We start from the raw sequence: 25,177 nt of genomic DNA on the forward strand, positions 1-25,177 counted from the left end.
GAAGCCGCCGCCGGCCCCGGGTTCCGGGCGGCAACTTCCCCCCGCGATCCCGATCGAAACTGCCGTTGCGATGCACCGGCAGCCAGCCTGACAGATTCCACGATCCCACGATCGCAATGCCGTCGATCCAGTCTTCTTCCCCGGGTGCGGGTGCCGCTGACGCATCCCAGGCCCCCGCCCGCGAACGCATGACCCGCGCCGAACTGCGCGCCGCCGTGTCGCTGGCCAGCATCTTCGCGCTGCGCATGCTCGGCCTGTTCCTGATCCTGCCCATCTTTGCCGAATATGCGCAGAGCCTGCCCGACGGGCACGACGCCCAGCGCGTGGGCCTGGCCATGGGCATCTATGGCCTGATGCAGGCATTCCTGCACATCCCGCTGGGCTGGCTGTCCGACCGCATCGGGCGCAAGCCGGTGATGGTGGCCGGGCTGCTGCTGTTCATTGCCGGCGGGCTGGTGGCCGCCTTCTCCGACACGCTCGGCGGCATCATCGCCGGCCGCGCGCTGCAGGGCATGGGCGCGATCTCCGCGGCCATCACCGCCTGCATCGCCGACCTGACGCGCGAGCGCCATCGCACCAAGGCGATGGCAATGGTGGGCGGCAGCATCGGCCTGACCTTCGCGCTGTCGCTGGTGATCGCCTCGCCGCTGCTGCACAGCATCGGCATGTCCGGCATCTTCGGGCTGATGTCGGTGCTGGGGCTGGTGGCCATCGGCGTGACGCTGTTCCTGGTGCCGACCCCGCCGCCGCCGCATCCGGTGCGCCTGCCGTTCCGCAAGGTGCTGCTCAACCCCGACCTGGCGCGCCTGAACGTCGGCGTGCTCGCGTTGCACGCTTCCCAGGTGGCCATGTTCATGGTGGTGCCCGCCATGCTGGCCGATGCCGGCATGCCGCTGGACCAGCACTGGAAGGTCTACCTGCCGGTGGTGCTGGTGTCCTTCGTGCTGATGCTGGGCCCGATGATGGCGGCCGAGCGCTACGGCCGCGTGCGCCCGGTGCTGCTGGCCGCGGTCGCGCTGATGACCGCGGTGCAGCTGCTGTTTGCCGCCGTGCACGGGCTGTGGGCCATCGTCGGCGTCCTGCTGCTCTTCTTCGTCGCGTTCAACGTGCTGGAGGCGATGCAGCCTTCGCTGGTGTCGCGCTACGCCGCCGCCGCGCGCGGGGCGGCGCTGGGCGTCTACAACACCACGCAGGCGCTGGGCCTGTTCCTGGGCGGCGCGGCCGGTGGCTGGCTGCTCAAGCACGAGGGGCGCAGCGCCGTGTTCGTCGGTTGCGCGGTGGTGCTGTTGCTCTGGCTTATAATCGCCTGGAGCATGAAGGCGCCGCCGGCGCGCGGGCAGGAAGCTGCACCGGCAACGCCGGCCTGATCCGCATCACATCGTAAAGAATCCGGCCTGGTAAAGGCCTAGCATGATCGCGCCACCCGACGTCTGGCCGGGGGCGCGATGTTCGTTTACGTCACCGCAGTATCGCGTCACACTACATCCGCTTTACCGTCATCGTATTGCCACGCTTTTCAACACAGCGCGTGGCTTTTGGAGAACATTCACATGGCATCGGTCAACAAAGTCATTCTCGTCGGCAACCTCGGCGCAGACCCGGAAACCCGCTACCTGCCCAGCGGCGACGCCGTGACCAATATCCGCCTGGCGACCACCGATCGCTACAAGGACAAGCAGAGCGGCGAGATGAAGGAGGCCACCGAATGGCACCGCGTCTCGTTCTTCGGCAAGATCGCCGAAATCGCCGGCCAGTACCTGCGCAAGGGATCGTCGGTCTATATCGAAGGCCGCATCCGCACCCGCAAGTGGCAGGACCAGTCGGGCCAGGACAAGTACTCCACTGAAATCGTTGCCGACCAGATGCAGATGCTGGGTTCGCGCCAGGGTGGCGGCGGCGGTGGCGGTGACGAAGGCGGCTACGGTGGCGGCGCAGGCGGCGGCGGTGGCTACAGCCGCGAAGCGTCGGGCGGCGGCTACGGCGGTGGCGCCCGCGGCGGCCAGGGCGGTGCCCAGGGTGGCGGCCAGAGCGGTGGCGCGGCACGCCGTCCGCAGCAGCCGGCCTCGAATGGTTTCGAGGATATGGACGACGATATCCCGTTCTGATCCGGATATGTTGTAGTTCGTATCTGTTCTTTCTGTCACTGAACGACGGCATTGAGCTTTTCGCTCAATGCCGTTTTTCTTTCCTGGGTGTCAGTTGAGGTGGACAGCGGTCACTCGTGCTGCGCGCGGCAGCCGCAGCAACGACAGCGTGACGTTCTCCAATGCACTCATTTGCAGCATCAGCCAGCAACACCTCCGCCGACCCCTCCAAGTGTCCGAGCACGGCCGCTTCACAGCGATTCCACACTCTTGCGGCCTTTGCGGTAGGAGGTCGGGCTGCGCTGCATCCATACCTTGAACGCCCGCGAGAATGCCGCGGTGTTGGCAAAGCCCACCAGCGTGGCAATGCTGTCGATTGAGGCGCGCGACTGCGTCAGCAGGTGGACCGCCATGTCCCGGCGCAGGTCGTCGCGGATGGTGCGGAAGGGCCGGCCTTCGTCTTCCAGCTTGCGCGTCAGCGTGCGCACCGACATTCCCAGCGCCCTGGCAACGTCCGCGACGTCCGCCGTGGGCGCGTCGTCCGCGGCAAGGTGGCGCCGCACTTTGGTACTCAACAGCCCCTCGTTCACCGTGGTAAAGGCCCAGTCCTCGGGGGCGCGGCGCAGGAACGGCCACAGGTCGACCCGCGAGCGCCGGAACGCGCTGGCGCCGTAGCTGACGGCAAACCAGACCGCGCTGTGTTCGTGGCCGAAACCGACTGGCCCGGGGAAGAGGAAGACGTAGTCGTCGGCGTGCTGCGGCCGCGCAAAGGAGAACTCGACCGACTCCAGCGGCACCTCCTTGCCCAGCAGCCAGCTCACCACGCCGTGCACCAGCTTGAGCAGCAGCTCATGCCCCAGCAGGTTGACCCGCGTGCCCGGCGCACGCGGCTCCAGCACGATGCCGATGCGGCCTGCTTCGCGCGCAAATGACAAGTGGTAGTCGTCGAGCAGCAGGTTCCAGAAGTGGGCGAAGCGGTTCAGTGCGATGGCGAGGTTTGCCGCATCGAGCAGGCTGAGCATCAGGTACTTGAGCGTGCCACTGCGGATCGGCCGCGACCAGAGCCCATGCATCTCATCGTCCAGCTCGGCAGCCACCGCCTTGTAGGCGGCCACGAACTGCGCGCGCGTGATGCGCAGGTCGGCGTGATCGAGGAAGGCCGGTACGACGCCGGACTGGTCGAGCACCCGCATGGCAGCGGCGTGCCCGCCGCTCAGCAGCACCTTGACCAACATTCCTTGAAGGAAGTGACCTGAGATCGTCAGGGGTAGTTCACGCGGGCTCACATCACATCACCAATTTGGCCAGAGAAGCATATTCAAATGCGGTTCACCGGCAGATATTGCCATTGCGCCAATACATCAACAAGCAAGCCTGGCGCGTTGCGCATATCTGCTGGCTAGCTTTGCACAAACTTTCCCGGTCGTTCTTCTACATTGCCCACATGCCGCTGCGCCGTCCGCGCAAGGCAGAAAAACAGAAGACACAAGACACTGGAGACTGCAGGAATGCTTAACGAGGCGACAGCCGCGCTGTCCTTGGCGACCGGCGCGAATGGCCTGGTGCCCACCAGCGCCAACTACGTTCCCCTGAACCCGGTCAGCCTGCTGGAGCACGCGGTACGGTGCTACCCCGACAAGATCGCGGTTGTCCACCAGGGGCTGCGCTATACCTACCGCGAGTTCTACCAGCGTTGCTGCGCCCTGGGGCGCGCTCTGCACGCACGCGGCATCGGCCGGGGCGACACGGTAGCGATCCTGGCGCCGAATACCCCCGCAATGCTGGAGGCGCATTTCGGCGTGCTGATGGCCGGCGCCGTACTCAACGCCATCAACACGCGGCTGGACGCGTCGGCAGTTGCCTACTGCCTGCAGCACGGCAAGGCGCGGCTGCTGCTGGCCGATACCGAATTCGCGGCGCTGGTGCGCGACGTGGTGGCGCTGACCGGCGCTGCCATCCCGGTGGTGGACATCTGCGACCAGCCGGACTTCGGCCGCGCGGGCGAGGAGGAATACGAAGCCTTGCTGCGCTCGGCGGATGCCGCCGTGGCAATGGAGGCGCCGGCCAGCGACTGGGACTCGGTGTCGCTGCTGTACACATCGGGTACCACCGGCAACCCCAAGGGCGTGGTCTACCACGCGCGCGGGGCCTACCTGAACGCGCTCTCCAATGCCTTGTGCTCGGGCCTGGGGCGCCGCAGCGTCTATCTGTGGACGCTGCCGATGTTCCACTGCAACGGCTGGACCTATCCCTGGGCGGTCACCGCCGTTGGCGGTACCCATGTGTGCCTGCGCAAGATCGACCCGGCGGAGATCTTCCGGCTGATCGCCGAGGAAGGCGTGACCCATATGCACGGCGCGCCGGTGGTGCTGAGCATGCTGATCCACGCACCCGCGGAGCAGAAGCGGCACAGCAGTGTGCCCGTGCAGGTGGGCGTGGGCGGCGCCGCGCCGCCATCGTCGGTGATCGCGCAGATGGAGGCAATGGGATTCCAGGTGACGCATCTCTACGGCACCACCGAGACCTACGGTCCGTCCACGATCTGCGCATGGCAGGACCCGTGGGCAGAACTGCCGCTGGAAGCGCGCGCCAGGCTGATGGCGCGGCAAGGCGTGCCGATGCTGGCGCAGGGCGCGCTGATGGTGGCCGATCCGCACAGCATGGAGCCGGTGCCGATGGACGGCAAGTCCATGGGCGAAGTCATGCTGCGCGGGCATTCGGTGATGAAGGGCTACCTGGACAACCCGGAAGCCACCGCTGCGGCGCTGTCGGGTGGCTACTACCACACCGGCGACCTGGCGGTGTGGCATGCCGACGGCTACATCGAAGTCCGGGACCGCTCCAAGGACATCATCATCTCCGGCGGCGAGAACATTTCCTCGCTCGAAGTCGAGGAAGCGCTCTATCGCCATCCCGCCGTGATGGAGGCCGCGGTGATCGCCGTGCCGGACGAGAAGTGGGGCGAGGTCCCGTGCGCCTTCGTGACGCTGAAAGAGGGTGTGGCGCCGTTGTCCGAGGCGGCGCTGATCGCTTACTGCCGCGACAGCCTGGCGCATTTCAAATGCCCGCGCTACGTCATCTTCGGCGGCCTCGCCAAGACCGCCACGGGCAAGGTGCAGAAATACCTGTTGCGCCAGCAGGCCGCGGCGCACCTTTCGCAACGGAGGGCGGCATGAACCTGGAACTCACACCCCCGGTCCACAAGCGTGCCGGCGCCCGTGTCGTGGCGGACTTCTGGAAACGCCTGCTGCGGCCCGTCGCGGTCAACAACGATGCGCCGGCGCGGGCCTGGGAACGGATCGCAGTCCTGCTGACCGCGGCCGCTGCCGCCGCCGATGGTGAAACGCGAGCGCGCGAACGGATCTCGGAACTGCTCGCCTTCTACACCGGCAGCAACGACGCCGACAAGCAGCGACTGCTGGAGCGCTTCTGCACGGACCTCAATGTCGACGAGCAGGCAGTGGGCCGCCGCATCCGGCAGTACACCGAGGCCGCCACGCCCGCTGCGCGCACCGCGGCCGAAGGGCAACTGGTGGCCAGCCTGGAGTCGCCGCGACAGCGCGTTCTGCAGCAGTTCAACCTGCTGCCGAACGGCGTCCATGCACTGGTAGACCTGCGCGCGGACCTGCAGCGGCTGGGCAGGGGCGACGCCTTCCTCGCGCTCGAGCAGGATCTGCTGCGCTTGTTCCGGGGCTGGTTCGACGTCGGCTTCCTGGAGCTGAAGCGGATTGGCTGGAGCGCACCCGCATCGCTGCTGGAGAAGCTGATTCGCTATGAAGCCGTGCACGAGATCAAGTCGTGGAGTGACTTGCGCAACCGACTCGATTCAGACCGTCGCTGCTATGCCTTCTTTCATGGCCGCATGCCGGACGAACCGCTGATCTTCGTCGAGGTGGCGCTGGTGCGCGAGGTCGCGACCAATGTGCAGACCCTGCTCGACGAAACCCAGCCCACGCTGGCGCCGGAGCAGGCGACCACGGCCATCTTCTATTCCATCTCCAACGCGCAGCCAGGGTTGCGTGGCGTGAGCATGGGCGAGTTCCTGATCAAGCGCGTGGTGCAGCAGCTTCTGGTCGACCATCCGCGGCTCAAGACCTTTGCCACGCTGTCCCCCATCCCCGGCTTCGCCAAGTGGATGGAGAAGCGGCTGGCCGACCCGGCCTGTCGCGCGGCATTGCCGGCGGAACTGCGCCGGTTGCTGGACAGCGCGCCGACGCCGGCCGACGCCATCTACCGCGCGCTGCTGCAGGAGGTCGACGGCGACCTGCCGCGGCAGCCGGCGCTGCAGGCCTGGCTGAAGGCCGAGTGTGCCCGCTATCTGCTGCGGGAAAAATCAGGCAGGCTTCCGCTCGACCCGGTGGGCCGCTTTCACTTTTCGAACGGCGCTTGCCTGGGCCAGATCAACTGGCTGGCGGATACGTCGCGCCGCGGGCTGCGGCAATCGTTTGGCCTGATGGTCAATTACCTCTACCGGCTGAAGGAGATTGAGGCCAACCACCAGGCCTATGCCCGCGACGGCAGCCTCGCTGCCACCAGCGAGGTCGAGCGGTTGCTCGAAGAGGGCAGCACCACAAGACGGCGGGCAACCCAGCCTGCTGGCGAATCCAAGCGCAAGTATGAATGAGAGGGACAACCCGATGAAGATCGAAAAAGACGCGGCCACCCTGCTGGTGATCGATATGCAGCCCAAGGTGTTGCATCCCGTGCCGGGGCATGAAGCCATCCTGGCCAACTGCGCCTGGCTGGTCGAGCTGGCCGAGGACCTGGATGTGCCGGTGATGTTCTCCAGCCACTATCCACGCGGTCTGGGGCCGGTCAGCACGCGCCTGCTGGAGCAAAGCCCCGACGCCAGCGTGCTCGAGAAAGTGCATTTCTCTTGCGTCGAGGCGGAATGCTTGCCGGACAGCGACGGCTCCGAACAATGGATCCTGTGCGGCATCGAGGCGCATGCCTGCGTGATGTTGACCGCGCTGGACCTGGCGCGCGCCGGCAAGCAGGTCTTCGTGGTGGCCGATGCCATCGGCTCGCGCTCCGCCGACGACAAGGCGCTGGCGCTGCAACGCATGGTGCAGGCCGGCGTAACGGTGGTCAGCCGCGAGATGGTGTTCTTCGAGCTGCTGCGGCGCGCGGGCACGCCCGAGTTCAAGGCTTGCGCGGGCAAGTACCTGCAATAACGGCGCTGACGGGCTCATATGGCACGCGCTGCGTGCTTCCCGGTTTCTGCTTTCTTGTTTCCCCAGGAGTGAATAGATGAACAAACAACGGATTGGCATTGTCGGCGCGGGCACCATGGGCAGCGGCATTGCCCAGGCGCTCTCGGTCTGCGGCCATGAGGTGGCGCTGGTCGATGTGTCGCAGCGCGCCGTCGAGCGCGGGCTTGCCACCATTACCGGCAGCATGGAGCGGCTGGTCAAGCGCGGCAAGCTTGCCGAAGCCGATACGGCCGCGGCACTGTCGCGCATCCGCACCAGTGGCGAGCTGGCCGCGCTGTCCGATTGTGACCTGATCGTCGAGGCGGCGAGCGAGCGGCTGGACCTGAAGCTCGAACTCTTCGCCAGCCTCGATGCGCTGGCCCGGCCCGACGCCATCCTGGCATCGAATACCTCCTCGATTTCTATCACCCGGCTGGCGGCGGCTACGTGCCGCCCGGCGCAGGTGGTGGGGCTGCATTTCTTCAATCCCGTGCCGGTGATGGCGCTGGTGGAGATCATCTGCGGCCTCCAGACCAGCGACGAGACCTACCAGGCCGTGGCGGACCTGGTCGCGGCCATCGGCAAGACCGCGGTGCCGGTGAAGAACAGCCCCGGCTTCGTCGTCAATCGCATGCTGTGCCCGATGATCAACGAGGCGATCTTCGCTCTGGGAGAAGGGCTGGCATCGGCGGCGGAGATTGACGACGCGATGAAGCTGGGCGCAAACCACCCCATCGGCCCGCTGGCGCTGTGCGACATGATCGGCCTGGACATCGAACTGGCGGTGATGCAGGTGCTCTTCGAATCGTTCAAGGATCCCAAGTACCGGCCGGCACCGCTGCTGGTGGAAATGGTGGAGGCCGGCTACCTGGGCCGCAAGACCGGCCGCGGTTTCTTCCGCTACTGAGCGGGCGCGCCGGCCAGGCAGCGCAACAAGGCACCTGCCGGCCCACGGCAGGGCAAACCAGACACACCAGCAAGGTGGAAGGAGACAAGAATGGGTGAGCAAATGCATGCAAGGATCCTGCATAGCAGGACCTTCAAGGAACTGATCCGCAAGCGGTCCGGCTGGGCGGCGTGGCTGTCGCTGTCGGTATTCGTGGGGTATTTCGGGCTGCTGGCGACAATCGCGCTGCAGCCGCAGGTGCTGCACAGGCAGGTGTCGGAAGGCAGTCCCGTCAGCTTCGGCTGGGCCTTGGGCTGCCTGCTGATCGTCGGCTCCTGGCTGTTGACCGGGCTGTATGTCTACAAGGCCAACTCCGAGTTCGACAACCTGAACAGCAAGCTGCTCAGGGAGGTGGCGTGATGAAGCCAGTCCTCGCGCTCATGCTATGCGCCGGCCTCGGCACGGCCAACGCCGCCATGCCGGCGGCTGCGCAGCAGCCGCTCAATCCGGTCGCCATTTCGATGTTCGGCCTCTTTGTCGCCTTCACCCTGGGCATCACCTGGTGGGCGGCCGGCAAGACCCGCACCGCTTCTGACTTCTATACCGCCGGCGGTGGCATCTCCGGCAACATGAACGGCCTGGCCATTGCCGGCGACTACATGTCAGCTGCAACGCTGCTGGGCATGTCCAGCCTGATCTTCGCCAAGGGCTATGACGGCTTCGTCTACCTGATCAGCGGCTTTATCGGCTGGCCCATCATCATGTTCCTGATGGCAGAGCGGCTGCGCAACCTGGGCCGCTTCACCTTTGCCGACATTGCGTCGTTCAGGCTGGACCAGAACAGCGTGCGCACGTTCGCAGCGTTCGGCTCGCTGACGGTGGTCTGCTTCTACCTCGTGGTGCAGATGGTCGGAGCAGGGCAACTGATCCAGTTGCTGTTCGGCCTGGAATACCACTGGGCGGTGGTGATCGTGGGCGTGCTGATGATGGTCTACGTGATCTTCGGCGGTATGGTGGCCACCACCTGGGTGCAGATCATCAAGGCAGCGCTGCTGCTGGGCGGCGGCGCCATGCTGATGGCCCTGGCCATGAGCCGCTTCGGCTTCTCGCTGGACCGGCTGTTCACGCAAGCGGTCGCGGCGCACAAGGACGGCATCCGCATCATGGGGCCTGGATCGATGCTGGCGGACCCGGTTTCGGCGTTCTCGTTGGGCCTGGGCCTGATGTTCGGCACTGCCGGCATGCCGCATATCCTGATGCGCTTCTTTACCGTGCCCGATGCGCAGGCGGCGCGAAAGTCGGTCTTTGTCGCCACCGGGCTGATCGGCCTGTTCTTCCTCATCATCGCCACCCTGGGCGTGGCCTCGATCGTGGTCGTTGGGCAGGATCCGCAGTTCTTCGTCGGCGGCCAGCTCGGCGGCAAGCTGATCGGTGGCAGCAACATGCCGGTGATGCACCTGGCCAAGGCGCTGGGCGGCGATGTCTTCTTCGGCTTCCTGTCGGCAGTGGCCTTCGCCACCATCCTCGCGGTGGTGTCGGGGCTGGTCCTTGCCGGCGCGTCGTCTGTATCGCATGATCTCTACGCCAGAGTGATCTGCAAGGGCAACGCCTCCATTCGCAGCGAGGTGCTGGTTTCGCGCGGCGCGGCGGTGGTGCTGGGCTTGATCGCGATCGTGCTTGGCATTGCGTTCAAGGACCAGAACGTGGCCTTCCTTGTGTCGCTGACCTTTGGCGTGGCGGCCTCCGTCAATTTCCCGATCCTGATTCTGTCCATGTACTGGAAGGGGCTGACCACGCGTGGCGCGCTGGCTGGTGGCCTGGTCGGGCTGGTGTCGTCGGTGTCGCTGGTGGTGCTGTCGCCTGCGGTCTGGGTCAAGGTCTTCGGCAATCCCACGGCACCGTTCCCCTATGACCATCCGGCATTGTTCTCCATGAGCGCGGCGTTCCTGGTGACTTGCCTGGTGTCCGTGCTCGACCGCAGTGCCAGGGCACGCGCCGAACAGCGCGCCTACAGCGGCCAGTTCATCCGCGCCCACACCGGAATCGGCGCGGACAGCGCAAGCATTCACTAACCAGAGGAGACTGATTTGTCCAGCAATGTGGTGGTCGCCAGTGTGGCAGGGCGCGTAGGCGTGATCGAGATCCATCGTCCCGACGCACTCAACGCCCTCAATGATGCGGTGCTCGACGGCATTGCCCGTGCCCTGGATGCGTTCGAGGCGGATGACGCCATCGGCTGCATCGTGCTCACGGGTGGCAGGAAGGTGTTTGCCGCCGGCGCCGATATCGGGGCCATGAAGGATCTTGACTATATGCATGCGTACAAGTCCGACTTCATCACCCGCAACTGGGAAAGATTGCGCTCCACGCGCAAGCCGGTAATCGCAGCGGTTTCGGGTGTTGCGCTTGGCGGCGGCTGCGAGCTGGCGATGATGTGCGACATCGTCATCGCCGGCGACGACGCGCGCTTCGGCCAGCCCGAGGTCCGCCTCGGCATCCTACCCGGGGCGGGCGGTACCCAGCGGCTGCCACGTGCTATCGGCAAGGCCAAGGCGATGGACCTGTGCCTGTCCGGACGGTTGATGTCGGCTCAGGAGGCGGAGGTTGCCGGGCTGGTTTCGCGAGTGGTGCCTGCGGAAGATGTGCTGGAAGAAGCGATGAAGACCGCCGCGGGGATCGCCGCGTTCTCGTTGCCGGTGGTGATGATGATCAAGGAGTCGGTGAACCGCGCCTACGAGAGCCCGCTCAGCGACGGCCTGATGTTCGAGCGGCGCCTGTTCCACGCCGTCTTCGCGCTGGCCGACCAGAAGGAGGGCATGGCGGCGTTCCTGGAGAAGCGCAAGCCGGTGTTCACGCATTGCTGAGGGCGCAGCGGTGCGCGTTTGATGCGGGGATGGCAGTTGTCCGGAACCATGGCACATCCATCACCTGCGCGGCAAACGCGTGCGCCGTCGCCGCTGCTGTCCCGCCTGACCGTGCTGCGCAAGGAAGTCCGCTCGCTGAGCAGGACCGCGCAAGCCCTGGCCAGGCGCGCCGGCAAGCCCGGCACTGACGAGTACCGCGCGGACCTGGCGCATCTGGTCGACGACTGGATCCGGCGCAGCAATGGGCGCCGGCAATTGCTGTGCATGGCCAGTGCGGCGGAACTCAACGTCTTGCGCGCTGAGCATGTCCGTCTGTGCGAGGCCGGCCTCAGGCCTGACGGTGACGAGGCGCTGCGCGTCTTGTTCTGGACGTCGGCGCGCCGGCATGCCGCAAACCTGCGGCGCTTGCCAGCAGTCGTCCGTCAGCCCGCACCGGGCCAGGCAGGAACGCAGGCAATCCTGTGCGAGGACTGCGTGGCTCTGATGCGGGACGCGCGCCGTTGCTGGCCGCATGCGGCGCTGCGGCCGGTCGGAGTGCCGGCGTCGCCGTCCGGACAAGCGCGCTACCGCTGTGCCACCTGTGCGGTGCAATGGCTACGGCACAAGCAGCGCCATGAACTATTCTTCGCGTGGACCCCGATTGGCGGCCCTGTCCCTTGAGGAATGGGCAATCAGGTCCAACGTTGAGCGAGACGGCGGCACGTTCACGCGCGCTTACACGCAGGCGCGCGATGCCGTGCTTGAGTCGATGGCTTCGCCCATCCACGAACCGCATTTCCTCATGCGCACACATTCGTATGCGGATGTGCGGCCACACCCTATATTTTGCATTCGTAATTTGTATGCAAAGAGGAGGGTGGTGCGTGAAGGTGGGGAACACAAGGCGCAGTCGCGCCATGGCGCTTGCCGGCGTGCTGGCGGGGGCGAGCTGCGGCGTTGCGCAGCAGGCGCAGGCGCAGGCGCAATCAGTATCGACTTCCATATCGGTCTATGGCCTGATCGACACCATGGTCCGCTACTCGGACAACAACCGCGGGGACCAGCGCCTGGCTGAACTGAGCGAGGGCTACTTCAGCGGTTCGCGCTGGGGCGTGCGCGGCAATGAGGCGCTGGGTGCGGGATGGTCGGCGCTGTTCAACCTGGAAAGCGGCTTCGACCTGGCCTCGGGCACTTCGCTGCAAGGCACCGCGGCGTCGAACTACGGACAGGTTGGCACGCAGGGTACAGGCCGGCTGTTCGGCCGGCAGTCTTACCTGGGGATCGAGCACCAGGCGTGGGGGAAGCTGACGTTCGGCCGCCAGTTCACCACGGCCTATGACGCGACCTTCCGCTTCCAGCCCTACGGCCATCCCAATCTCGATGCGGTGGCCATCCTCAACGGCTATACCGGTCCGCGGCAAGACAACATGGCGAAGTACGCGGGCAAGTGGGGCGCGTTCTCGGCAGCGGCGCACTACACCTTCGGCGAAGTGCCGGGCGATGCGGCGGCCAGCAGCAGCCGGGGGCTGGCGCTGGCCTGGACCGCGGCACGGATCGACGTGGGTGCCCTGTTCCAGAGCTCCAATGCCCTGGCGACCGAAGAGAAACGCACGATCTGGGGCATCGGCGGCAGCAGCCAGCTGGGGCGCGTCAAGCTGGCGCTCGGGTACCTGGGCAACCGCTTCCACCTGAGCCCGACCCGCAACCATGTGCTGACCGGCGGCGCCACGGTGCAGGCAACGCCCGCGCTGGCGGTGTCGCTGGCGGCCGGCTATGACCGGCAGACCGCCGCCAGCGGCCACCGGCTGATGCTGACCAGCGTGGCTGAGTACGCGTTGTCCAAACGCACCAGCGTCTATGCGGAAGCCGATTTCAACCGCATCAGCGGCAGCTATGCGCTGCCCGCCTTCATCGGCGTGCGTGGCAACAAGTTCGGCGGCGGCGTCGGCCTGCGCCATCGCTTGTAAAGCCGGAGCGCCATCGTGATTTCGAGAAGACAGTTCCTTGCCGCGGCGCTGGCCGTGCCGGCATTGCCGGGGATGCCGGCGCGCGCGGACAGCGTCGCCGCGGCATGGCCGCGCCATCCGGTGCGGCTGGTGGTGACCTTCCCGCCGGGCGGGTCCAGCGACATCGTGGCGCGGCTGCTGGCACCGGTGCTGCAGGAAAAGCTGGGGCAGCCATTCGTGACCGACAACCGCCCGGGGGCGGGATCGACGATTGGCGCGGCAGCGGTCGCCGCGGCACCCAATGACGGCTACACGCTGCTGATGTCGAACTCGGCGGCGCTGAGCATCTCGCCGTTCCTGCTCAGGCGGCCCGCCTACGACCCGGTACGCAGCTTCACGCACGTGCATTACATCGGCGCGGTGCCGACGGTCTTTGCCGTGCATCCGTCGGTGCCGGCACGCAACCTGGCGGAGCTGGCGGCGTGGATCCGCGCGCAGCGCGACCCGGTGCCGTTCGGCAGCGGCGGGGCGGCGTCGGTGGCGCATATCGTCGGCGAGCAGTTTGGCCAGCAGGCGGGGTTGCGGCTGACGCACGTGCCATACAAGGGAGCGGGTCCGATGCGCGCCGACCTGCTCGGCGGACAGATCCCGTTTGCGGTAGATGCCCTGCCGCAGAACCTGCCGTTGCTGCAGTCCGGCGCCTTGCGCCTGCTGGCGGTGACCTCGGCTCAACGCGTGCCGCAGGCGCCCCAGCTGCCCACCGTGGCGCAAGCCGGCTATCCCGGCCTGGTGGCCGAAAACTTCGTCGGCGTCTCCGCGCCGGCCAACCTGCCTGAGGACATCGTGCAACGCTTGCATCAACAACTGCAGGCCATCCTGCAACAACCGGCCCTGCGCGGCCGCCTGGAAGCCCAGGGCTTTGTGCTGGCCGAGCGCAGGCCGGATGAGTTTGCCACCTACGTGCGGCAGCAGGCGCAGGCCTGGGGTCCCGTGGTCGCGGCAACCGGGGCGACGCTGTCATGAGCGTGCGCATCCAGGTAGTGCTGTTCGGGCCCGAAGGACGCGGCAGCTTCAACCAAGCCGGGTATGCCGGCGCCATGCGCGCACGCAATGCCGGCCACGACGTGGCGGTGACGTGGATTGCCGATCCGGATCCGCAGGCGCGTGCCGCAGCGTTGCTGGCGATGTGCCAGACCGGCCCGGACCTGATCGTTGCGCATGGCGGACAGGGGGACTATCCCGTTTCTGTTGCCGCGGCTCGCCATCCCGCCCGGCGCTTCGTGGTCACGCAGGGCAGCGTGCTGTGCGCCAATACCGCGAGCTATGAGGTGCTGCAGGAACAGTCCGCCTTCCTTGCTGGCGTGCTGGCGGCGACGGACTCTCGCACCGGCATGGTTGCCCATTTGTCGGGCGAGAAGGTGCGCCCCGGGCTGAAGGGGCGCGCGGCGTTTCTCCATGGCGTGCGCAGCGTAGTGCCTGGCCTGCCGGCACTCACGACCTTCTGCGGCAACCAGCACGATCCGGCGCTGGCCGGCGACGCGGTTGCCGCGCAGGCCCGCGCCGGTGCCGATATCGTCTTTGTGATGATCGACGGTGGCCGCGACGGCGCCATCGCTGCCTGCCGTGCCGCGGGTATCCGCCAGATCGGCAACGTGCTCGACTGGACCAGCAGGCATCCCGATGTCTTCCTGGCTTCCGCGGTGGCCGACAGCGGCTTGTGCGTCGAGCAGGCGATCGGGGATTTCAGACGGGACCAAATTGCGTGGGGAACCACCCGCAGCTTCGGGCTGGAAGCGCCTGCGGCCGTCCGCCTTGCCCTGGGCCGCGATGTCAGCCAGGCCGCGCGCGCGGCGGTCGACTACTGGAGCCAGCGGTTGCTCGATGGCGGCGTGGCCGTGGCTGAGGGCTATGACGGGGCGGAGTTTGCTGTGGGCGATGCGCCTACGGTTGCGTAGCCGCCGCCGGACGGGAGGCACGGCAGCAGGCCGGCCTCCCGCTCCCATTCCACGCAATTCCTGCCCTTGTTCTTGGCCGCATACAGCACGTTGTCCGCGCGCATCAGCAGCGCTTCCAGGTCTTCGCCGGGCCGCAGCGTGGCCACGCCAAAGCTGGCGGTCACCGTGTGCATGCCCGGGAGCACGTCCATTTCCGTGCTCTCCAGCGTCTGGCGCAAGCGTTCGGCCAGGTGCAAGGCTGCATCGGGCGGGGTATCGGGCAACAGCACGACGAACTCCTCGCCGCCCAGGCGCGCGGCGATATCGCGCCGCCGGATGCCAGCGGCGATGATCCGGCCGATTTGCGCCAGCACCGCGTCGCCGGCGCTGTGTCCGTAGTTGTCGTTGATGAACTTGAAGAAGTCGAGGTCGCACAGCAGCACGCTCAGCGGCTTGCCCTGAGGTGGCGGGATTTCCCGCGCGGCCAGCGCCTCCAGGCTGCGGCGCGTGTGCAGCTGCGTCAGCGGATCGGTGTCGCGTTCATGCCGCAGGCCCTCGATCACGTCCAGCGTGGTCGCCGCCAGGAGCGCCAGCGCCAGCGTAAGCAGCAGCAATGCCATGGTGGCCTGCAGCCACAGCCAGTAGGCCGAGCGGGTGAGGACGGCAGCGTCCTGACCGGTGGCCGGAGCAACGGTCAGCACCGTGCGCGGCAGGAAATGGAGGGCAAACAGCAGGAAGACCCAGAACAGCACCCGGTCCGCGGTGCTGCCTGTGCGCAGGCGGGCCAGCGGCGCGATCCCCAGCAGCAGGATCAGCGCGATGCCGACATTCAGGATGTAGATGCGGGCGACCAGCTGGGGCTGCACGAAATCAAACCAGGCAAGCGCAGCAAACAGGGCCAGCGGCAGCGACACCAGCGCGCAGGTATCGACGCGCGCGCCGATGCGCGCCAGCATGCCACGCAGCATCAGCACGGCACTGCCCAGGTAGAGCGCACCGGTGACCGTGGCATTGCCGCCGCCGTTGCGCGGCTGCCAGACGATCTGCAGGCCGATGGCAACCGCGTACAGCAAATAGCAGGCACCGAGCTGCAGCAGGTAGTGCCGCGTGCGCTCATGGTTCCAGGCCAGCAGGAAGCAGAGCGAAAGCAGGATGGCAATGGCAGGATTGACCAGGGCCAGGAATTGACCAGTATCGTGCAACACGGAGAGTCCCCAGTTTTTATGGTTCTCTGGCAGGGACGGGTGCCCGCGTGCGAAGCGCCGTGAACAGGGCGTAAGCCAGGGAACATCGAGGGCGGTGCGCGCCCGCAGCGGCGGGCTGCGGGGCCGCGGCCCGCTGACAGACTGAGTAGCGGCCGCCCGTAACAAATTGTTTCTGTCAGGACCCATTCTAGTCACGGGTGGCGTCAGCGGCTCCCCCCCTATGGGTGCCAACCGGCAAACAATTGTGAACAATCTGTCAGGGCGCGAATGCCCCCTCGGTCATATCGAGCGCCGGCGCCATGGATGGCCGATGCCGCAGTTGTCCGTATTTGTGACTAATCTGGTAGATGCTGTCCGGATCCTCCGGCAGTTCGGTTTTCCCGTACGCAAGGAGATCACGATGAAGACCAAAAAAGCGATGCCGGCGCTGTTGCTGGCGGCAAGCGTGCTGGCGGCGCCGTTTGCGATGGCGCAGGGTGGTGGTGCCAAGTCCAAGCCGATGGCAGATCCCATGGCCGCCTCCGCGCCGGCGGCGCAGAACTCGCCCTATATGCAGGTGCAGCAATGGAAGAAGGGTGACCGGCTGCCCACCGAGTTCAGGGACCGCCAGTATGTGATCGACGACTACAAGCAATACAACCTGCCCGCGCCGCGCAAGGGCACGCGCTGGGTCGGGATTGGCGCGGAATATTACCTGGTGGCGCCCAACGGCGTAGTCCAGCAGGTCGGATCGGGTTCCTGACCCGGCCTGCTGCGGCGACGACCGCGGGAAAAAAAACAAAGCCGCCACGCCTGGCGCGTGGCGGCTCTTCTTTTGCGATGGGTATCAGATACCCAGGATCTTCTTCGCTTCGAGCAGCGATTTCATCGATTCGTCATGCTTGCCGGCCTTGTGATAGGTCTCGCCGTCGGCGCGCAGCTTGGCAACCTTGGCGGAATTTTCCGGCGACAGCGCCGGCTTGGTCGACAGTTTGGCGTCGATGGCCTTCATCTCATTGGGGCAGTTATGGGCCAGCGCCAGGCCGGGGGCGCTGGCCAGCAGCAGTGCCGTAAGGAAAAGGACAGATTTGCGCACGATGGCCTCCGCGAAGACGCTGTTGGGATTTCCAGCATAGTCCATGGCCGCGCCATCCTGCGCCTGGCCGGGTGCGGGCTGGTTTTGCCGGTGCTGCGCATATCCCCCCACGAAGGGGTAAATGGCGATTATTCGTTTCTCTTTTGAACAGCCCGGAGCCACGCCATCTCATCCGGAACTCAACCATTTGGGCGAGATATTGCCGGTATTTCCCGGTCGCACCGGCACGCACGGATGCGGTCGTGCGATGCTTGAATCCGCCCGCTCTGAATTGGGCCAGGCGCCCGCCGTGTTACCGCCAGGCACGGCAATCCGGGTATTTTCATAATCATTATCCCGAGTCATCCGGATTTTAAACAGGCATTGACGCTATTGGGGCGGGGCAGTTTTCCGCTGCTCCGGAAATTCGCTTCATTAATGAAACAGCCCATGCGAATGCACGATTTATCGGAATCGCCGCTATCTCTAGATTGAGCTCACCCGGCACGGATCCGGGCATGACATTCATGAGAAACCGGGGGGGCTTCCTTCATGCAACACATCGACCTGAAACTTGCGGCGATCCCGCTCGCCTGCCTCGCCATCCTGCTCGCAGGTTGCGGTGGCGGTGGCGGCGATTCCGCGCCGGCCAGCGCCGCGCCATCCGCCAGCGTGGCCGGCCCGGCCGGCGCGAACGGCAAGACCATCCTGTCCGGCACCAATGCGCCCACGGCGGACGTTGGCACGGACGGCGACTTCTACCTCAATGCCACGACCTCGACGCTCTACGGACCCAAGGCTGACGGGGCCTGGCCTGCCGGCGTGTCGCTGGTCGGCCCGCAGGGCATGGCCGGCGCGCCCGGCGCCGTGCTGCTGCACGGCACGGCGGATCCCACCGCTGCCGATGGCGGCGAAGGCAGCTTCTACCTCAATACCACCACCAATACGCTGTTCGGCCCGAAGACGGCAGAGGGCTGGCCAGCCGGGGTCTCCGTGGTCGGCCTGACCGGTCCGGTCGGGCCGGCGGGTCCGGCCGGGGCGCAAGGCCCGCAGGGCGAAAAGGGCGAAAAGGGCGACACCGGCGAGACTGGCGCCACCGGTCCCCAGGGCCAGCAAGGAGATACAGGCGCCGGAGTGACGATCTACACCGCCAACTTCGCTGTGTACGACTCGCCGGATGGCAATGGCACCTATGTCATGACCGGCACCGCGCTGGACCGGCAAAGCAACGATCCGAATTTCGGCGCGGTGATGCCGGTGGGCTGCAGCGGCGGCCTGACCCTGAACGCGAGCCTGGCGGGCCCGGTGCCCGATGACGACGTCAAGTACACCCTGGCGGCATACCGTGTCGCCAGCGGCGCGGCGCTGGAAACGATCGCCCCGCTTGCCATCACCGACGCGTCCGCCTGCGGGCTCGGCGCCACCGTGCGGACCTGCTCGGCGCCGGCCACGACGACGGTGGCGGCTAACGACATTGTCCAGGTGCAGGTCAGTGGCAACCGCAACTTCAAATGGGGCGGCGGGCTGTACGTCAACCTCTCCTGCAAGAGCAGCAGCTGATCCATGCGGCGGCCACCCGGCCGCCACCGACCCTCTGCCAGGGCTACGAGCACGGCCGCGCGCCAGCCGCACCCGCTCCCTGGTTTTCCTGCACGCCTTCCGGTGTTATTTTGGAGGGCGGCTTTTTTTTCGCGCTGTTCCCGATCCTCCCGGACACCGACCAGGCCTGCCGCTGCGCATGGAAACCTCCGCCGAACACTATTCGCTGGCCCTGTTGTGCGCCGCCGTACTGACCGTGACCGTGGTCGGCATCCACTACGAGGCGCTGCGGCTGCTGTCCGCGATACACCCCCGGCGCTGGAGCGGGCGCATGAACATCGGCGTGCTGATCGTCTGCATCATCGTGGTCCACTGCCTGGAAGCGCTGGTGTTTGCGCTGGGCTTCTGGTTCGCCGATCACGTGCTGGGCCTGGGCGGGCTGACCGCGATGGGCAGTGCCGGCGTGTCCGGCGTCCACGCGCAGCCAAGCGCGCTGGTCTACGCCTACTTTGCGCTGGAAACCTTCACCACGCAGAGCCTGGGAGACATCGTCCCGGTGGGCGCCAGCCGCCTGATCGCCAGCATCGAGCCGCTGGTCGGCCTGATCCTGATCGGCTGGTCCACCTCGTTCACCTATGTCATGATGCGCCGCGACTGGGAGCTTGAGCGCGACGAGGGAGGCGGGCGCCGCGCGCCCTAGCGGGAATCTCCGCGCCAAAGATTGTGTATTGTCTTGTGGCCCAACCACGGGCCGCCCTCGGCGGCGGCCCGGCAACGGAAGGAGAAGACCGGACATGGCAAGACTGGTGATGATCCTGCTGGGCGTGGACTACCTGCGCACGCGCTGGCGCGGCCTGCTGCGGCTGGGCTGCCTGAGCGTGCTGCTGGGGCTGGCCATGTTTGTCGATGCGCTGGACAACGCCATCTATTTCCCGATGACGCCGTTCGCGGTGGTGTTGCTGCTGGAAGGGCTGGCAACGCTGGTGGTGGCGCGCACCGGAATCGGCGGGCAGCGCACGCTGCGGCAGGTCAAGGGCGTGTCGTTCTGCCTTGCCGCGGTGCTGATCCTGGCCGGCCATCATCACGGCAACTTCGTGCTGTCGATGATCTTCGGCACGCTGTTCCTGGCGGACGGGTTGCTGCAGGTCGTATCGGCCCGGGTGATACGGTTCCGCACCTGGCGCCTGGCGGTAGCCGTCGGCGTGTTCGAGATCGCGCTGGCCATCTTCTTCTACCAGCCCTACCCGACCCACTATGTGGGCACCGTGCCCTATTGCCTGGCCCTGGGGCTGATCTTCGGCGGCTGGAACATGCTGCTGCTGGCCTCACGCCTGCGCCGGCTGGACGGCAACCCCGGCATGGACGAAGCCGATGCCACGCCGGCCGCTCCCGCCGCCGCCGGCCCGGCAACCGATACGGCTGCTGCTGCCGATGCGCCCGACATGACCATCTGGGACGGCCCGCCCGAACCCGGCGAGCATGCGCTGACCGTGCATGTCTGGACCCCGGTCGGGTCCGCCCGCGGCGAAGCGCGCCGCCAGCCGCTGGTCGACCGCTATATCGCCGCGGTGGACCGCGACGGCGTGATCTCCACCGGCCATGCGGCGCTGGAATCGCCCGAGGGCATTTATATCAGCCTGTACCCGGCCGAGGAGATCGACCGCTCGCCCGACGAATTCACCCGGATCCTGCGCGCCACCCGCGAAAACGACGTGGGCGGCAAGTTCCAGCCGGATTACCAGACCGAAGCGAGCGCCTGGTGCCCGTCGACGGTGCAGGTGCGCATCCGCAACTATGACCCCGAGCGCCTGGACCGTTTCTGGAGCGCCTACCGCCAGAACACCACCTACAACCTGACCCACCGCAACTGTTCCAGCACCGTCTCGCACGCGCTGGAAGCGGCGCTGGAAGGCGCGTCGGCCCGGGTCTGGCGCGAGGCCAGGGGCTGGCGCCCGCTCTGGCGCCTGCTGACCACGCCGGAGTTGTGGGTGGCGGCGCAGATCCGCAAGCGCGCCAAGACCATGGCCTGGACGCCCGGCCTGACGCTGGACTACGCGCGCGCGCTCAGCATGCTGGCCGATCCACGGCCGTCCGGCTGGGCCAGCATGACCCGGCTGGCGCTGGGGCAGATGCGGCGCCAGCGCCAGGACTGGCGCGAGGCGGCGCGCACCCAGGCAGGCGCAGAGGGCAGCGGGGTCGTCGCGGGTGGCATCGACGCCGCAAATGCCGGAAATGCCGGTAGTGTCAGACAGGCCGCGAACGATTAAGCTGGCAGCCTTTGCATAAATTCATCGAGCCACAGGAGAGAAGCCATCATGCCGAGCCAGCGAACCCTGACCCGCATTGCCGCCATCGCTGCCCTGGCGATGGCCTGCAGCGCGCATGCGCAGAGGCCGGACGGGGACAGCGCTGCCGCCGCCGCCATCAACGAAGCGGTGCAGCAGGGCACCACGCCCTACCGTCCCGACCCGGCCGCGACGCCGGGCAGCATCCAGTCGGACGAATGCCGCGCCCTGGCCGCGCAGATCGCCGAAGCGCCCAAGCGCGAATACCGTGCCACCCAGCCGGCCATCGAGACCGCCCAAGGCCGCATGATCCCGGAACTGGAGCGTGACCGGCCGAAGAAGTCGCTGCAGCAGGCGTACCGGGAGAAGTGCACGCAGTGAGTGACTGGGGGCCACCCTCACTCGCGCCCCGCCGCCACATACGCCCCGGTCCGATGCAGCTCGCCCTCGGCCTGCTCCAGCGCGCGGATCGCGCCCTTGCCCTTGCGCGCAAGCAGCTGCTCGACCAGGGCCTCGACCACGGCCACGCCAGCGGTGACTGACGGGAAGAACGACGGGCTTTCCACCGAGAACAGCAGCGTGCAGTCCGCCGCCAGCGCGATCGGCGCGACCGTGCTGTCGGTCAGCGCGATCACCTTGCAGCCGCACTCGCGCGCGGCGGCGGCGACGCGGATGCTTTCCTGCGAGTAGGGGGCGAAGCTGACCACCAGCACCGCATCCTTGGGCGCCAGGCCGCGCAGCTCCATCTCCAGCGTGCCGGCATCGGCGCGGATCAGATGCACCGAGCTGCGGAACAGCCGGTAGACATAGTGGAAGGTGAACGCGATCGGGAAGCACGAGCGGAAACCCGCTACATGCACGCAGGCCGCATGCGACAGCAGTTCCGCCGCTTGCTGCAGCGTCTTCTCATTGTTGGCGGCGATCATGTCCAGGTTGTGGTGCTGCGCGTCCAGCATCTCGCCCAGCATGCGGCTGGCGCTGCTTTCACGCACCACCTTGCGCGCGCGGCGCGCGTACGGCTGGCTGCCGCCGCGCAGCGCATCGACGAACAACTCACGCAGCCCCTGCCAGCCCTCGAAGCCGAGGTGCTGCGACAGCCGCACCAGGGTGGCCGGCTGCACCGCGGCACTGGCCGCGATCTTGCGCATCGACAGCACCGCTACGTCCTGCGGATGGTCGAGCAGGTAGCGCGCGCCGCCCTGGAACTGCGTGCTGAGCGTGGGGAAGTTGCTGCGCAGCAGCGCCAGCAGGGCTTCCAGGTCCTGCGGCGGCGCTTGCGGCGATGGGGTAGGGCTGTCGGGCGGCATGGGCATTCCGGATTCGGTGTTTGTAACGATTGTTGCACAGGTGCGCCCGGGCGCGCATCGGGCCAGTCGAACCAGGGCGGGGCAGGGTTCCCCCTCACTGACGGATAACGTCTGCCGTATGCCTTGGCTTTATGTCCTGAGCAGATCTCGTAACGCCACTGTCTGTTCGCTACAACGCCGGCCAGCGGGCATCATATTTTCCTTACCCGATTAACAGATCGTGACTTACACTCCGCGCCATAACCTCCGGAATTGGTCATCCGGAACATAATTGGTATCGGAGCGCGAGCATGGGACATAGAAGCCCGGCAGTGCGACACGGCGGGAGGGGCAACCCGCCGGTTCGGGGCCNGTCATTGGGGAAGTTGGGGCAACCGGCAATCCGTGCCGGGGCTGGCGCCTGCGCGGCGCCAGGGCAGCGCATGGCTTCACGCTGATCGAGGTGATGATCACCGTGGCGATCATTGCCATTCTTGCCGCCGTCGCTATTCCAAGCTACAGCCGTCACGTCGTGCGCTCGCACCGGGCCGCGATCGAGTCCTTCATGCTGGAGGTCTCGGGCGCCCAGGAGCGCTACCTGGTCGATAACCGCGCCTACGCCGCCAATCTGGGCGCGCTGGGCATGTCGGTGCCGGCCGCGCAGGCAACGCGCTACGACGTCGCCGTGACGCCGAACGCGGCGCTGCCGCCCGGCTACAGCATCGTGGCCACGCCCAAGGGCAGCCAGCTCGCCGGCGACGCCGACTGCGGCTCGCTGACGCTGACCAGTGCCGGCGCGAAATCCGCGTCTGGTTCAGGCACCGACTGCTGGAACTGACCATGCGGCGCGCCACGTTCCCGCCGTCTTCGCCCGGCCGGCCCACCCGCCGCGGCTTCACCCTGGTCGAACTGCTGTGCGCCATGTCGGTGCTGGCGATCCTCGCGGTCGCGGCGGCGCCGTCGTTCTCTTCACTGATCGCCAACCAGCGCGTGCGCGGCGCCTCGCTTGACCTGACCTCGGCGCTGCTGCTGGCGCGCAGCGAGGCAGTCAAGCGCAATGCCACGGTCACGCTGGCAGCCACCGGTGCCGCATGGACTGCCGGTTGGGCAGTCACCGCAGGCGCCGAGACGGTGCGCAGCTTCGGGCCCTACGGCGGCCTGACCATCACGCCCAGCGCTGCCGGGGCCCTTGCGCTTGGCAACGACGGTCGCCTCACGGGCGCGGCCATGACTTTCGAAGTGGCGCCCAACGGCGATACGGCAGCGGCGTCGCGCGTCTGCGTGCAGGTCAGCGAGACAGGCCGCGTCGCTTCCGCCACGGGAGCCTGCTCATGAAGCAAAGAATTCCGCGGCTGCGGCCGTGCATGCCTGTCCGCCGCACGCAGCGCGGCTTCCTGCTGATCGAGGTGCTGGTGGCGGCGGTGATCCTGCTGGTCGCGCTGCTCGGCACCGCCGGGCTGGTGGCGCGCTCGGGCCAGACCGAGATGGAGTCCTACCAGCGCGTGCAGGCGCTGGCGCTGCTGCAGGACATGGTTGCGCGCCTCAACGCCAACCGCCAGGTGGCATCGTGCTATGCCAACGGCGCGACCGGCATGCAGCTGGGCAGCGCGGCGGCGCCGCCGGCGGCGTGCACGCAGGGCACCGCCGCGCAGAAGGCTACCGCCGATGCGGACCTGCAGGCCTGGAACACCGCGCTGCTGGGTAGTGCCGAGATGCGCCTGGGGGCCAGCGCCGCTGATGCCGCCCAGGCCGTCGGCGCGATGATCGGCGCGCGCGGCTGCATCGAGACCGTCGACGCCGTCAACAATATCTACCGCATCACCGTGGCCTGGCAGGGCCTGGCCACCACCGGCGCGCCCGCGCTGGGCTGCGGCAAGGGCCAGTACGGCAACGATGCCTATCGCCGCGCGGTCAGCACGCAGATCCGCATCGGCACCCTGGGAACCGTGTCATGAGCCCCCTGCGCCTGTCCGCGCGCCGCCTGCGCCGCCAGCGCGGCATCTCGCTGGTCGAGCTGATGATCGGCATCACCATCGGCCTGGTGCTGCTGACCGCGCTGGCGAGCCTGTACCTGGCCAACAGCCTGTCGCGCACCGAATTCGTCAAGTCTGCCGAGCAGGTCGAGAACGGCCGCTACGCGCTGGAGCAGATCCGGCGCGAAGTGGAGCTGGCGGGGTTCTTCGGCGTCGGCAACATTGCACGCAGCACCAAGGCCGCGGATCCGGCGCTGTGCGCAACGGATGCCGCCGCCCTTGGCTTCTCGCCCACTGCCGAAACCGTGCCGGTGGCGCTGACCGGCTATGCGCCGGGCGTGGCGGCACCATGCCTGCCGGACCTGGCGCCGACTTCCGAGGTGCTGGTGATTCGGCGCGTGTCGACCACGGCGGTTGCCGCCCCGGCGCCGGGCGTGCCCTATCTGCAGGTATCGGCCTGTTCGCAGGACACGCAGACCTTTGTCTTCGATGCCAGCGGCGCGGCGGCCTTCGGGCTGCGCACCAAGGCCTGCGATCCGGCCCAGCCGGCCGAACTGCGCCGTGCCATGGTGCGCATCTTCTACCTGGCCAACTGCGACCGCTGCAGCAACGGCGGCGACGGCATCCCCACGCTGAAGATGGCCGAGCTGGTCAACGGGGCGTTCCAGCCGCGCTCGGTCGCGCAGGGGGTGCAGGACATGCATGTTCTGTACGGCGTGGACCAGGACAGCAACGGCTCGGCCGACTGCTACGTGTCCGATCCCCGTGTGAACAACAGCGCCGTCTGCACCGCCGTTCCCGGCTATGACTGGGGCGTGGTGCTCAACAACCTAGCCAATGTCACCACGGTGCGCGTGCACCTGCTGGCGCGCACGCTGAAGCCCTCGGGCGGGCATTCAGACAACCGCACCTATGACCTCGGCCGCGCGGCGGCCCCCGGCCCCCTCCAT

The 25,177-nt window shown here is 67.2% G+C and carries 26 protein-coding genes; 22 read left to right on the forward strand and 4 right to left on the reverse strand.

Features of this window, described 5'->3' with window-relative positions; genetic code table 11:
* The first annotated feature begins 116 nt into the window (after positions 1–116).
* Positions 117–1,367 (forward strand): MFS transporter, encoded by a 1,251-nt coding sequence (locus CF68_RS21420; protein WP_035822662.1) that lies wholly within the window; start codon positions 117–119, stop codon positions 1,365–1,367.
* 183 nt (positions 1,368–1,550) lie between these two features.
* Positions 1,551–2,105 (forward strand): single-stranded DNA-binding protein, encoded by a 555-nt coding sequence (locus CF68_RS21425; RefSeq protein ID WP_035822664.1) that lies wholly within the window; start codon positions 1,551–1,553, stop codon positions 2,103–2,105.
* A 230-nt stretch (positions 2,106–2,335) separates the two neighbouring features.
* Here the strand turns inward: CF68_RS21425 and CF68_RS21430 are convergent, their stop codons facing one another.
* A complete protein-coding gene (locus tag CF68_RS21430) occupies positions 2,336–3,319 on the reverse strand; it encodes an AraC family transcriptional regulator (RefSeq protein ID WP_035822666.1) in 984 nt (327 codons plus the stop codon).
* Positions 3,320–3,592: 273 nt separating this feature from the next.
* On the opposite strand from CF68_RS21430, the gene CF68_RS21435 reads away from it, so the two are divergent.
* The 11 genes from CF68_RS21435 to CF68_RS21485 all read left to right on the forward strand — a co-directional run bounded on the left by CF68_RS21435 (position 3,593) and on the right by CF68_RS21485 (position 14,906).
* A complete protein-coding gene (locus CF68_RS21435; RefSeq protein ID WP_051591620.1) occupies positions 3,593–5,260 on the forward strand; it encodes an AMP-binding protein in 1,668 nt (555 codons plus the stop codon).
* A complete protein-coding gene (locus CF68_RS21440; protein WP_051591621.1) occupies positions 5,257–6,708 on the forward strand; it encodes a malonyl-CoA decarboxylase domain-containing protein in 1,452 nt (483 codons plus the stop codon). Before CF68_RS21435 ends, CF68_RS21440 begins: the two co-directional genes overlap by 4 nt.
* A 13-nt stretch (positions 6,709–6,721) precedes the next feature.
* Positions 6,722–7,258: a hydrolase gene (locus CF68_RS21445; protein WP_035822668.1), complete on the forward strand. Its 537-nt coding sequence runs from the start codon at positions 6,722–6,724 to the stop codon at positions 7,256–7,258.
* A 76-nt stretch (positions 7,259–7,334) separates the two neighbouring features.
* The gene (locus CF68_RS21450) at positions 7,335–8,183 is read left to right on the forward strand and encodes a 3-hydroxybutyryl-CoA dehydrogenase (RefSeq protein ID WP_035822670.1); all 849 of its coding nucleotides are present in this window, start codon (positions 7,335–7,337) and stop codon (positions 8,181–8,183) included.
* Positions 8,184–8,273: 90 nt separating this feature from the next.
* Positions 8,274–8,582 (forward strand): DUF485 domain-containing protein, encoded by a 309-nt coding sequence (locus CF68_RS21455; protein WP_035822672.1) that lies wholly within the window; start codon positions 8,274–8,276, stop codon positions 8,580–8,582.
* Positions 8,582–10,234 (forward strand): cation/acetate symporter ActP, encoded by a 1,653-nt coding sequence (gene actP, locus CF68_RS21460; RefSeq protein ID WP_035822674.1) that lies wholly within the window; start codon positions 8,582–8,584, stop codon positions 10,232–10,234. Before CF68_RS21455 ends, actP begins: the two co-directional genes overlap by 1 nt.
* A 15-nt stretch (positions 10,235–10,249) precedes the next feature.
* A complete protein-coding gene (locus CF68_RS21465; RefSeq protein ID WP_035822676.1) occupies positions 10,250–11,026 on the forward strand; it encodes an enoyl-CoA hydratase in 777 nt (258 codons plus the stop codon).
* A 111-nt stretch (positions 11,027–11,137) separates the two neighbouring features.
* Positions 11,138–11,686: a hypothetical protein gene (locus tag CF68_RS35560; RefSeq protein ID WP_152548528.1), complete on the forward strand. Its 549-nt coding sequence runs from the start codon at positions 11,138–11,140 to the stop codon at positions 11,684–11,686.
* A gap of 236 nt (positions 11,687–11,922) precedes the next feature.
* On the forward strand, positions 11,923–12,972 hold the full coding sequence (locus CF68_RS21475) for a porin (protein ID WP_235205843.1): 1,050 nt from the start codon (positions 11,923–11,925) through the stop codon (positions 12,970–12,972).
* 15 nt (positions 12,973–12,987) lie between these two features.
* Positions 12,988–13,974, forward strand: coding sequence for a tripartite tricarboxylate transporter substrate binding protein (locus CF68_RS21480; protein ID WP_084187370.1), 987 nt, complete (start codon positions 12,988–12,990; stop codon positions 13,972–13,974).
* Positions 13,971–14,906: a BMP family protein gene (locus CF68_RS21485; protein WP_035822682.1), complete on the forward strand. Its 936-nt coding sequence runs from the start codon at positions 13,971–13,973 to the stop codon at positions 14,904–14,906. Before CF68_RS21480 ends, CF68_RS21485 begins: the two co-directional genes overlap by 4 nt.
* On the opposite strand, the gene CF68_RS21490 is transcribed toward CF68_RS21485, so the two are convergent.
* Positions 14,858–16,090 carry a GGDEF domain-containing protein gene (locus CF68_RS21490; RefSeq protein ID WP_235205844.1) on the reverse strand — a complete coding sequence of 411 codons (1,233 nt, stop codon included), beginning with the start codon at positions 16,088–16,090 and terminating at the stop codon, positions 14,858–14,860. The genes CF68_RS21485 and CF68_RS21490 overlap by 49 nt on opposite strands.
* A gap of 400 nt (positions 16,091–16,490) precedes the next feature.
* On the opposite strand from CF68_RS21490, the gene CF68_RS21495 reads away from it, so the two are divergent.
* Positions 16,491–16,832, forward strand: coding sequence for an RcnB family protein (locus tag CF68_RS21495; protein WP_035822684.1), 342 nt, complete (start codon positions 16,491–16,493; stop codon positions 16,830–16,832).
* A gap of 84 nt (positions 16,833–16,916) precedes the next feature.
* Here the strand turns inward: CF68_RS21495 and CF68_RS21500 are convergent, their stop codons facing one another.
* Positions 16,917–17,210 (reverse strand): hypothetical protein, encoded by a 294-nt coding sequence (locus CF68_RS21500; RefSeq protein ID WP_035822686.1) that lies wholly within the window; start codon positions 17,208–17,210, stop codon positions 16,917–16,919.
* 486 nt (positions 17,211–17,696) lie between these two features.
* On the opposite strand from CF68_RS21500, the gene CF68_RS21505 reads away from it, so the two are divergent.
* The 4 genes from CF68_RS21505 to CF68_RS21520 all read left to right on the forward strand — a co-directional run bounded on the left by CF68_RS21505 (position 17,697) and on the right by CF68_RS21520 (position 21,349).
* Positions 17,697–18,704 carry a collagen-like protein gene (locus tag CF68_RS21505; protein ID WP_035822688.1) on the forward strand — a complete coding sequence of 336 codons (1,008 nt, stop codon included), beginning with the start codon at positions 17,697–17,699 and terminating at the stop codon, positions 18,702–18,704.
* Positions 18,705–18,882: 178 nt separating this feature from the next.
* A complete protein-coding gene (locus tag CF68_RS21510; protein WP_035822690.1) occupies positions 18,883–19,383 on the forward strand; it encodes an ion channel in 501 nt (166 codons plus the stop codon).
* Between the two features lie 94 nt (positions 19,384–19,477).
* Positions 19,478–20,950, forward strand: a complete 1,473-nt coding sequence (locus CF68_RS21515; RefSeq protein WP_035822692.1) for an HdeD family acid-resistance protein — start codon at positions 19,478–19,480, stop codon at positions 20,948–20,950.
* Positions 20,951–20,998: 48 nt separating this feature from the next.
* Positions 20,999–21,349: a hypothetical protein gene (locus tag CF68_RS21520; RefSeq protein WP_035822695.1), complete on the forward strand. Its 351-nt coding sequence runs from the start codon at positions 20,999–21,001 to the stop codon at positions 21,347–21,349.
* Positions 21,350–21,366: 17 nt separating this feature from the next.
* On the opposite strand, the gene CF68_RS21525 is transcribed toward CF68_RS21520, so the two are convergent.
* The gene (locus tag CF68_RS21525; RefSeq protein WP_035822697.1) at positions 21,367–22,275 is read right to left on the reverse strand and encodes a MurR/RpiR family transcriptional regulator; all 909 of its coding nucleotides are present in this window, start codon (positions 22,273–22,275) and stop codon (positions 21,367–21,369) included.
* A gap of 445 nt (positions 22,276–22,720) precedes the next feature.
* On the opposite strand from CF68_RS21525, the gene CF68_RS21530 reads away from it, so the two are divergent.
* The 4 genes from CF68_RS21530 to CF68_RS21545 all read left to right on the forward strand — a co-directional run.
* Positions 22,721–23,092 carry a type IV pilin protein gene (locus CF68_RS21530; RefSeq protein ID WP_035822700.1) on the forward strand — a complete coding sequence of 124 codons (372 nt, stop codon included), beginning with the start codon at positions 22,721–22,723 and terminating at the stop codon, positions 23,090–23,092.
* 2 nt (positions 23,093–23,094) lie between these two features.
* Complete coding sequence (locus CF68_RS21535) at positions 23,095–23,589, forward strand: GspH/FimT family pseudopilin (RefSeq protein ID WP_013955503.1); 495 nt, start codon at positions 23,095–23,097, stop codon at positions 23,587–23,589.
* Positions 23,586–24,209, forward strand: a complete 624-nt coding sequence (locus CF68_RS21540) for a prepilin-type N-terminal cleavage/methylation domain-containing protein (RefSeq protein ID WP_051591623.1) — start codon at positions 23,586–23,588, stop codon at positions 24,207–24,209. The genes CF68_RS21535 and CF68_RS21540 overlap by 4 nt, the downstream gene beginning before the upstream one ends.
* The coding region (locus CF68_RS21545) for a PilW family protein (RefSeq protein ID WP_235205845.1) at positions 24,206–25,177 on the forward strand (972 nt) is incomplete at its 3' end. The genes CF68_RS21540 and CF68_RS21545, both read left to right, overlap by 4 nt.

Source organism: Cupriavidus sp. SK-4, from assembly GCF_000611125.1.
Classification (GTDB): Bacteria; Pseudomonadota; Gammaproteobacteria; order Burkholderiales; family Burkholderiaceae; genus Cupriavidus; species Cupriavidus necator.

Excerpts from the sequence above, each read along its gene's own strand:
- CF68_RS21420 (WP_035822662.1), top strand. The coding sequence starts at position 117 with ATGCCGTCGATCCAGTCTTCTTCCCCGGGTGCGGGTGCCGCTGACGCA.
- CF68_RS21425 (WP_035822664.1), top strand. The coding sequence starts at position 1,551 with ATGGCATCGGTCAACAAAGTCATTCTCGTCGGCAACCTCGGCGCAGAC.
- CF68_RS21430 (WP_035822666.1), bottom strand. The coding sequence starts at position 3,319 with ATGTTGGTCAAGGTGCTGCTGAGCGGCGGGCACGCCGCTGCCATGCGG.
- CF68_RS21435 (WP_051591620.1), top strand. The coding sequence starts at position 3,593 with ATGCTTAACGAGGCGACAGCCGCGCTGTCCTTGGCGACCGGCGCGAAT.
- CF68_RS21440 (WP_051591621.1), top strand. The coding sequence starts at position 5,257 with ATGAACCTGGAACTCACACCCCCGGTCCACAAGCGTGCCGGCGCCCGT.
- CF68_RS21445 (WP_035822668.1), top strand. The coding sequence starts at position 6,722 with ATGAAGATCGAAAAAGACGCGGCCACCCTGCTGGTGATCGATATGCAG.
- CF68_RS21450 (WP_035822670.1), top strand. The coding sequence starts at position 7,335 with ATGAACAAACAACGGATTGGCATTGTCGGCGCGGGCACCATGGGCAGC.
- CF68_RS21455 (WP_035822672.1), top strand. The coding sequence starts at position 8,274 with ATGGGTGAGCAAATGCATGCAAGGATCCTGCATAGCAGGACCTTCAAG.
- actP (WP_035822674.1), top strand. The coding sequence starts at position 8,582 with ATGAAGCCAGTCCTCGCGCTCATGCTATGCGCCGGCCTCGGCACGGCC.
- CF68_RS21475 (WP_235205843.1), top strand. The coding sequence starts at position 11,923 with ATGGCGCTTGCCGGCGTGCTGGCGGGGGCGAGCTGCGGCGTTGCGCAG.
- CF68_RS21485 (WP_035822682.1), top strand. The coding sequence starts at position 13,971 with ATGAGCGTGCGCATCCAGGTAGTGCTGTTCGGGCCCGAAGGACGCGGC.
- CF68_RS21495 (WP_035822684.1), top strand. The coding sequence starts at position 16,491 with ATGAAGACCAAAAAAGCGATGCCGGCGCTGTTGCTGGCGGCAAGCGTG.
- CF68_RS21500 (WP_035822686.1), bottom strand. The coding sequence starts at position 17,210 with ATGGACTATGCTGGAAATCCCAACAGCGTCTTCGCGGAGGCCATCGTG.
- CF68_RS21505 (WP_035822688.1), top strand. The coding sequence starts at position 17,697 with ATGCAACACATCGACCTGAAACTTGCGGCGATCCCGCTCGCCTGCCTC.
- CF68_RS21510 (WP_035822690.1), top strand. The coding sequence starts at position 18,883 with ATGGAAACCTCCGCCGAACACTATTCGCTGGCCCTGTTGTGCGCCGCC.
- CF68_RS21515 (WP_035822692.1), top strand. The coding sequence starts at position 19,478 with ATGGCAAGACTGGTGATGATCCTGCTGGGCGTGGACTACCTGCGCACG.
- CF68_RS21520 (WP_035822695.1), top strand. The coding sequence starts at position 20,999 with ATGCCGAGCCAGCGAACCCTGACCCGCATTGCCGCCATCGCTGCCCTG.
- CF68_RS21525 (WP_035822697.1), bottom strand. The coding sequence starts at position 22,275 with ATGCCGCCCGACAGCCCTACCCCATCGCCGCAAGCGCCGCCGCAGGAC.
- CF68_RS21530 (WP_035822700.1), top strand. The coding sequence starts at position 22,721 with ATGATCACCGTGGCGATCATTGCCATTCTTGCCGCCGTCGCTATTCCA.
- CF68_RS21535 (WP_013955503.1), top strand. The coding sequence starts at position 23,095 with ATGCGGCGCGCCACGTTCCCGCCGTCTTCGCCCGGCCGGCCCACCCGC.
- CF68_RS21540 (WP_051591623.1), top strand. The coding sequence starts at position 23,586 with ATGAAGCAAAGAATTCCGCGGCTGCGGCCGTGCATGCCTGTCCGCCGC.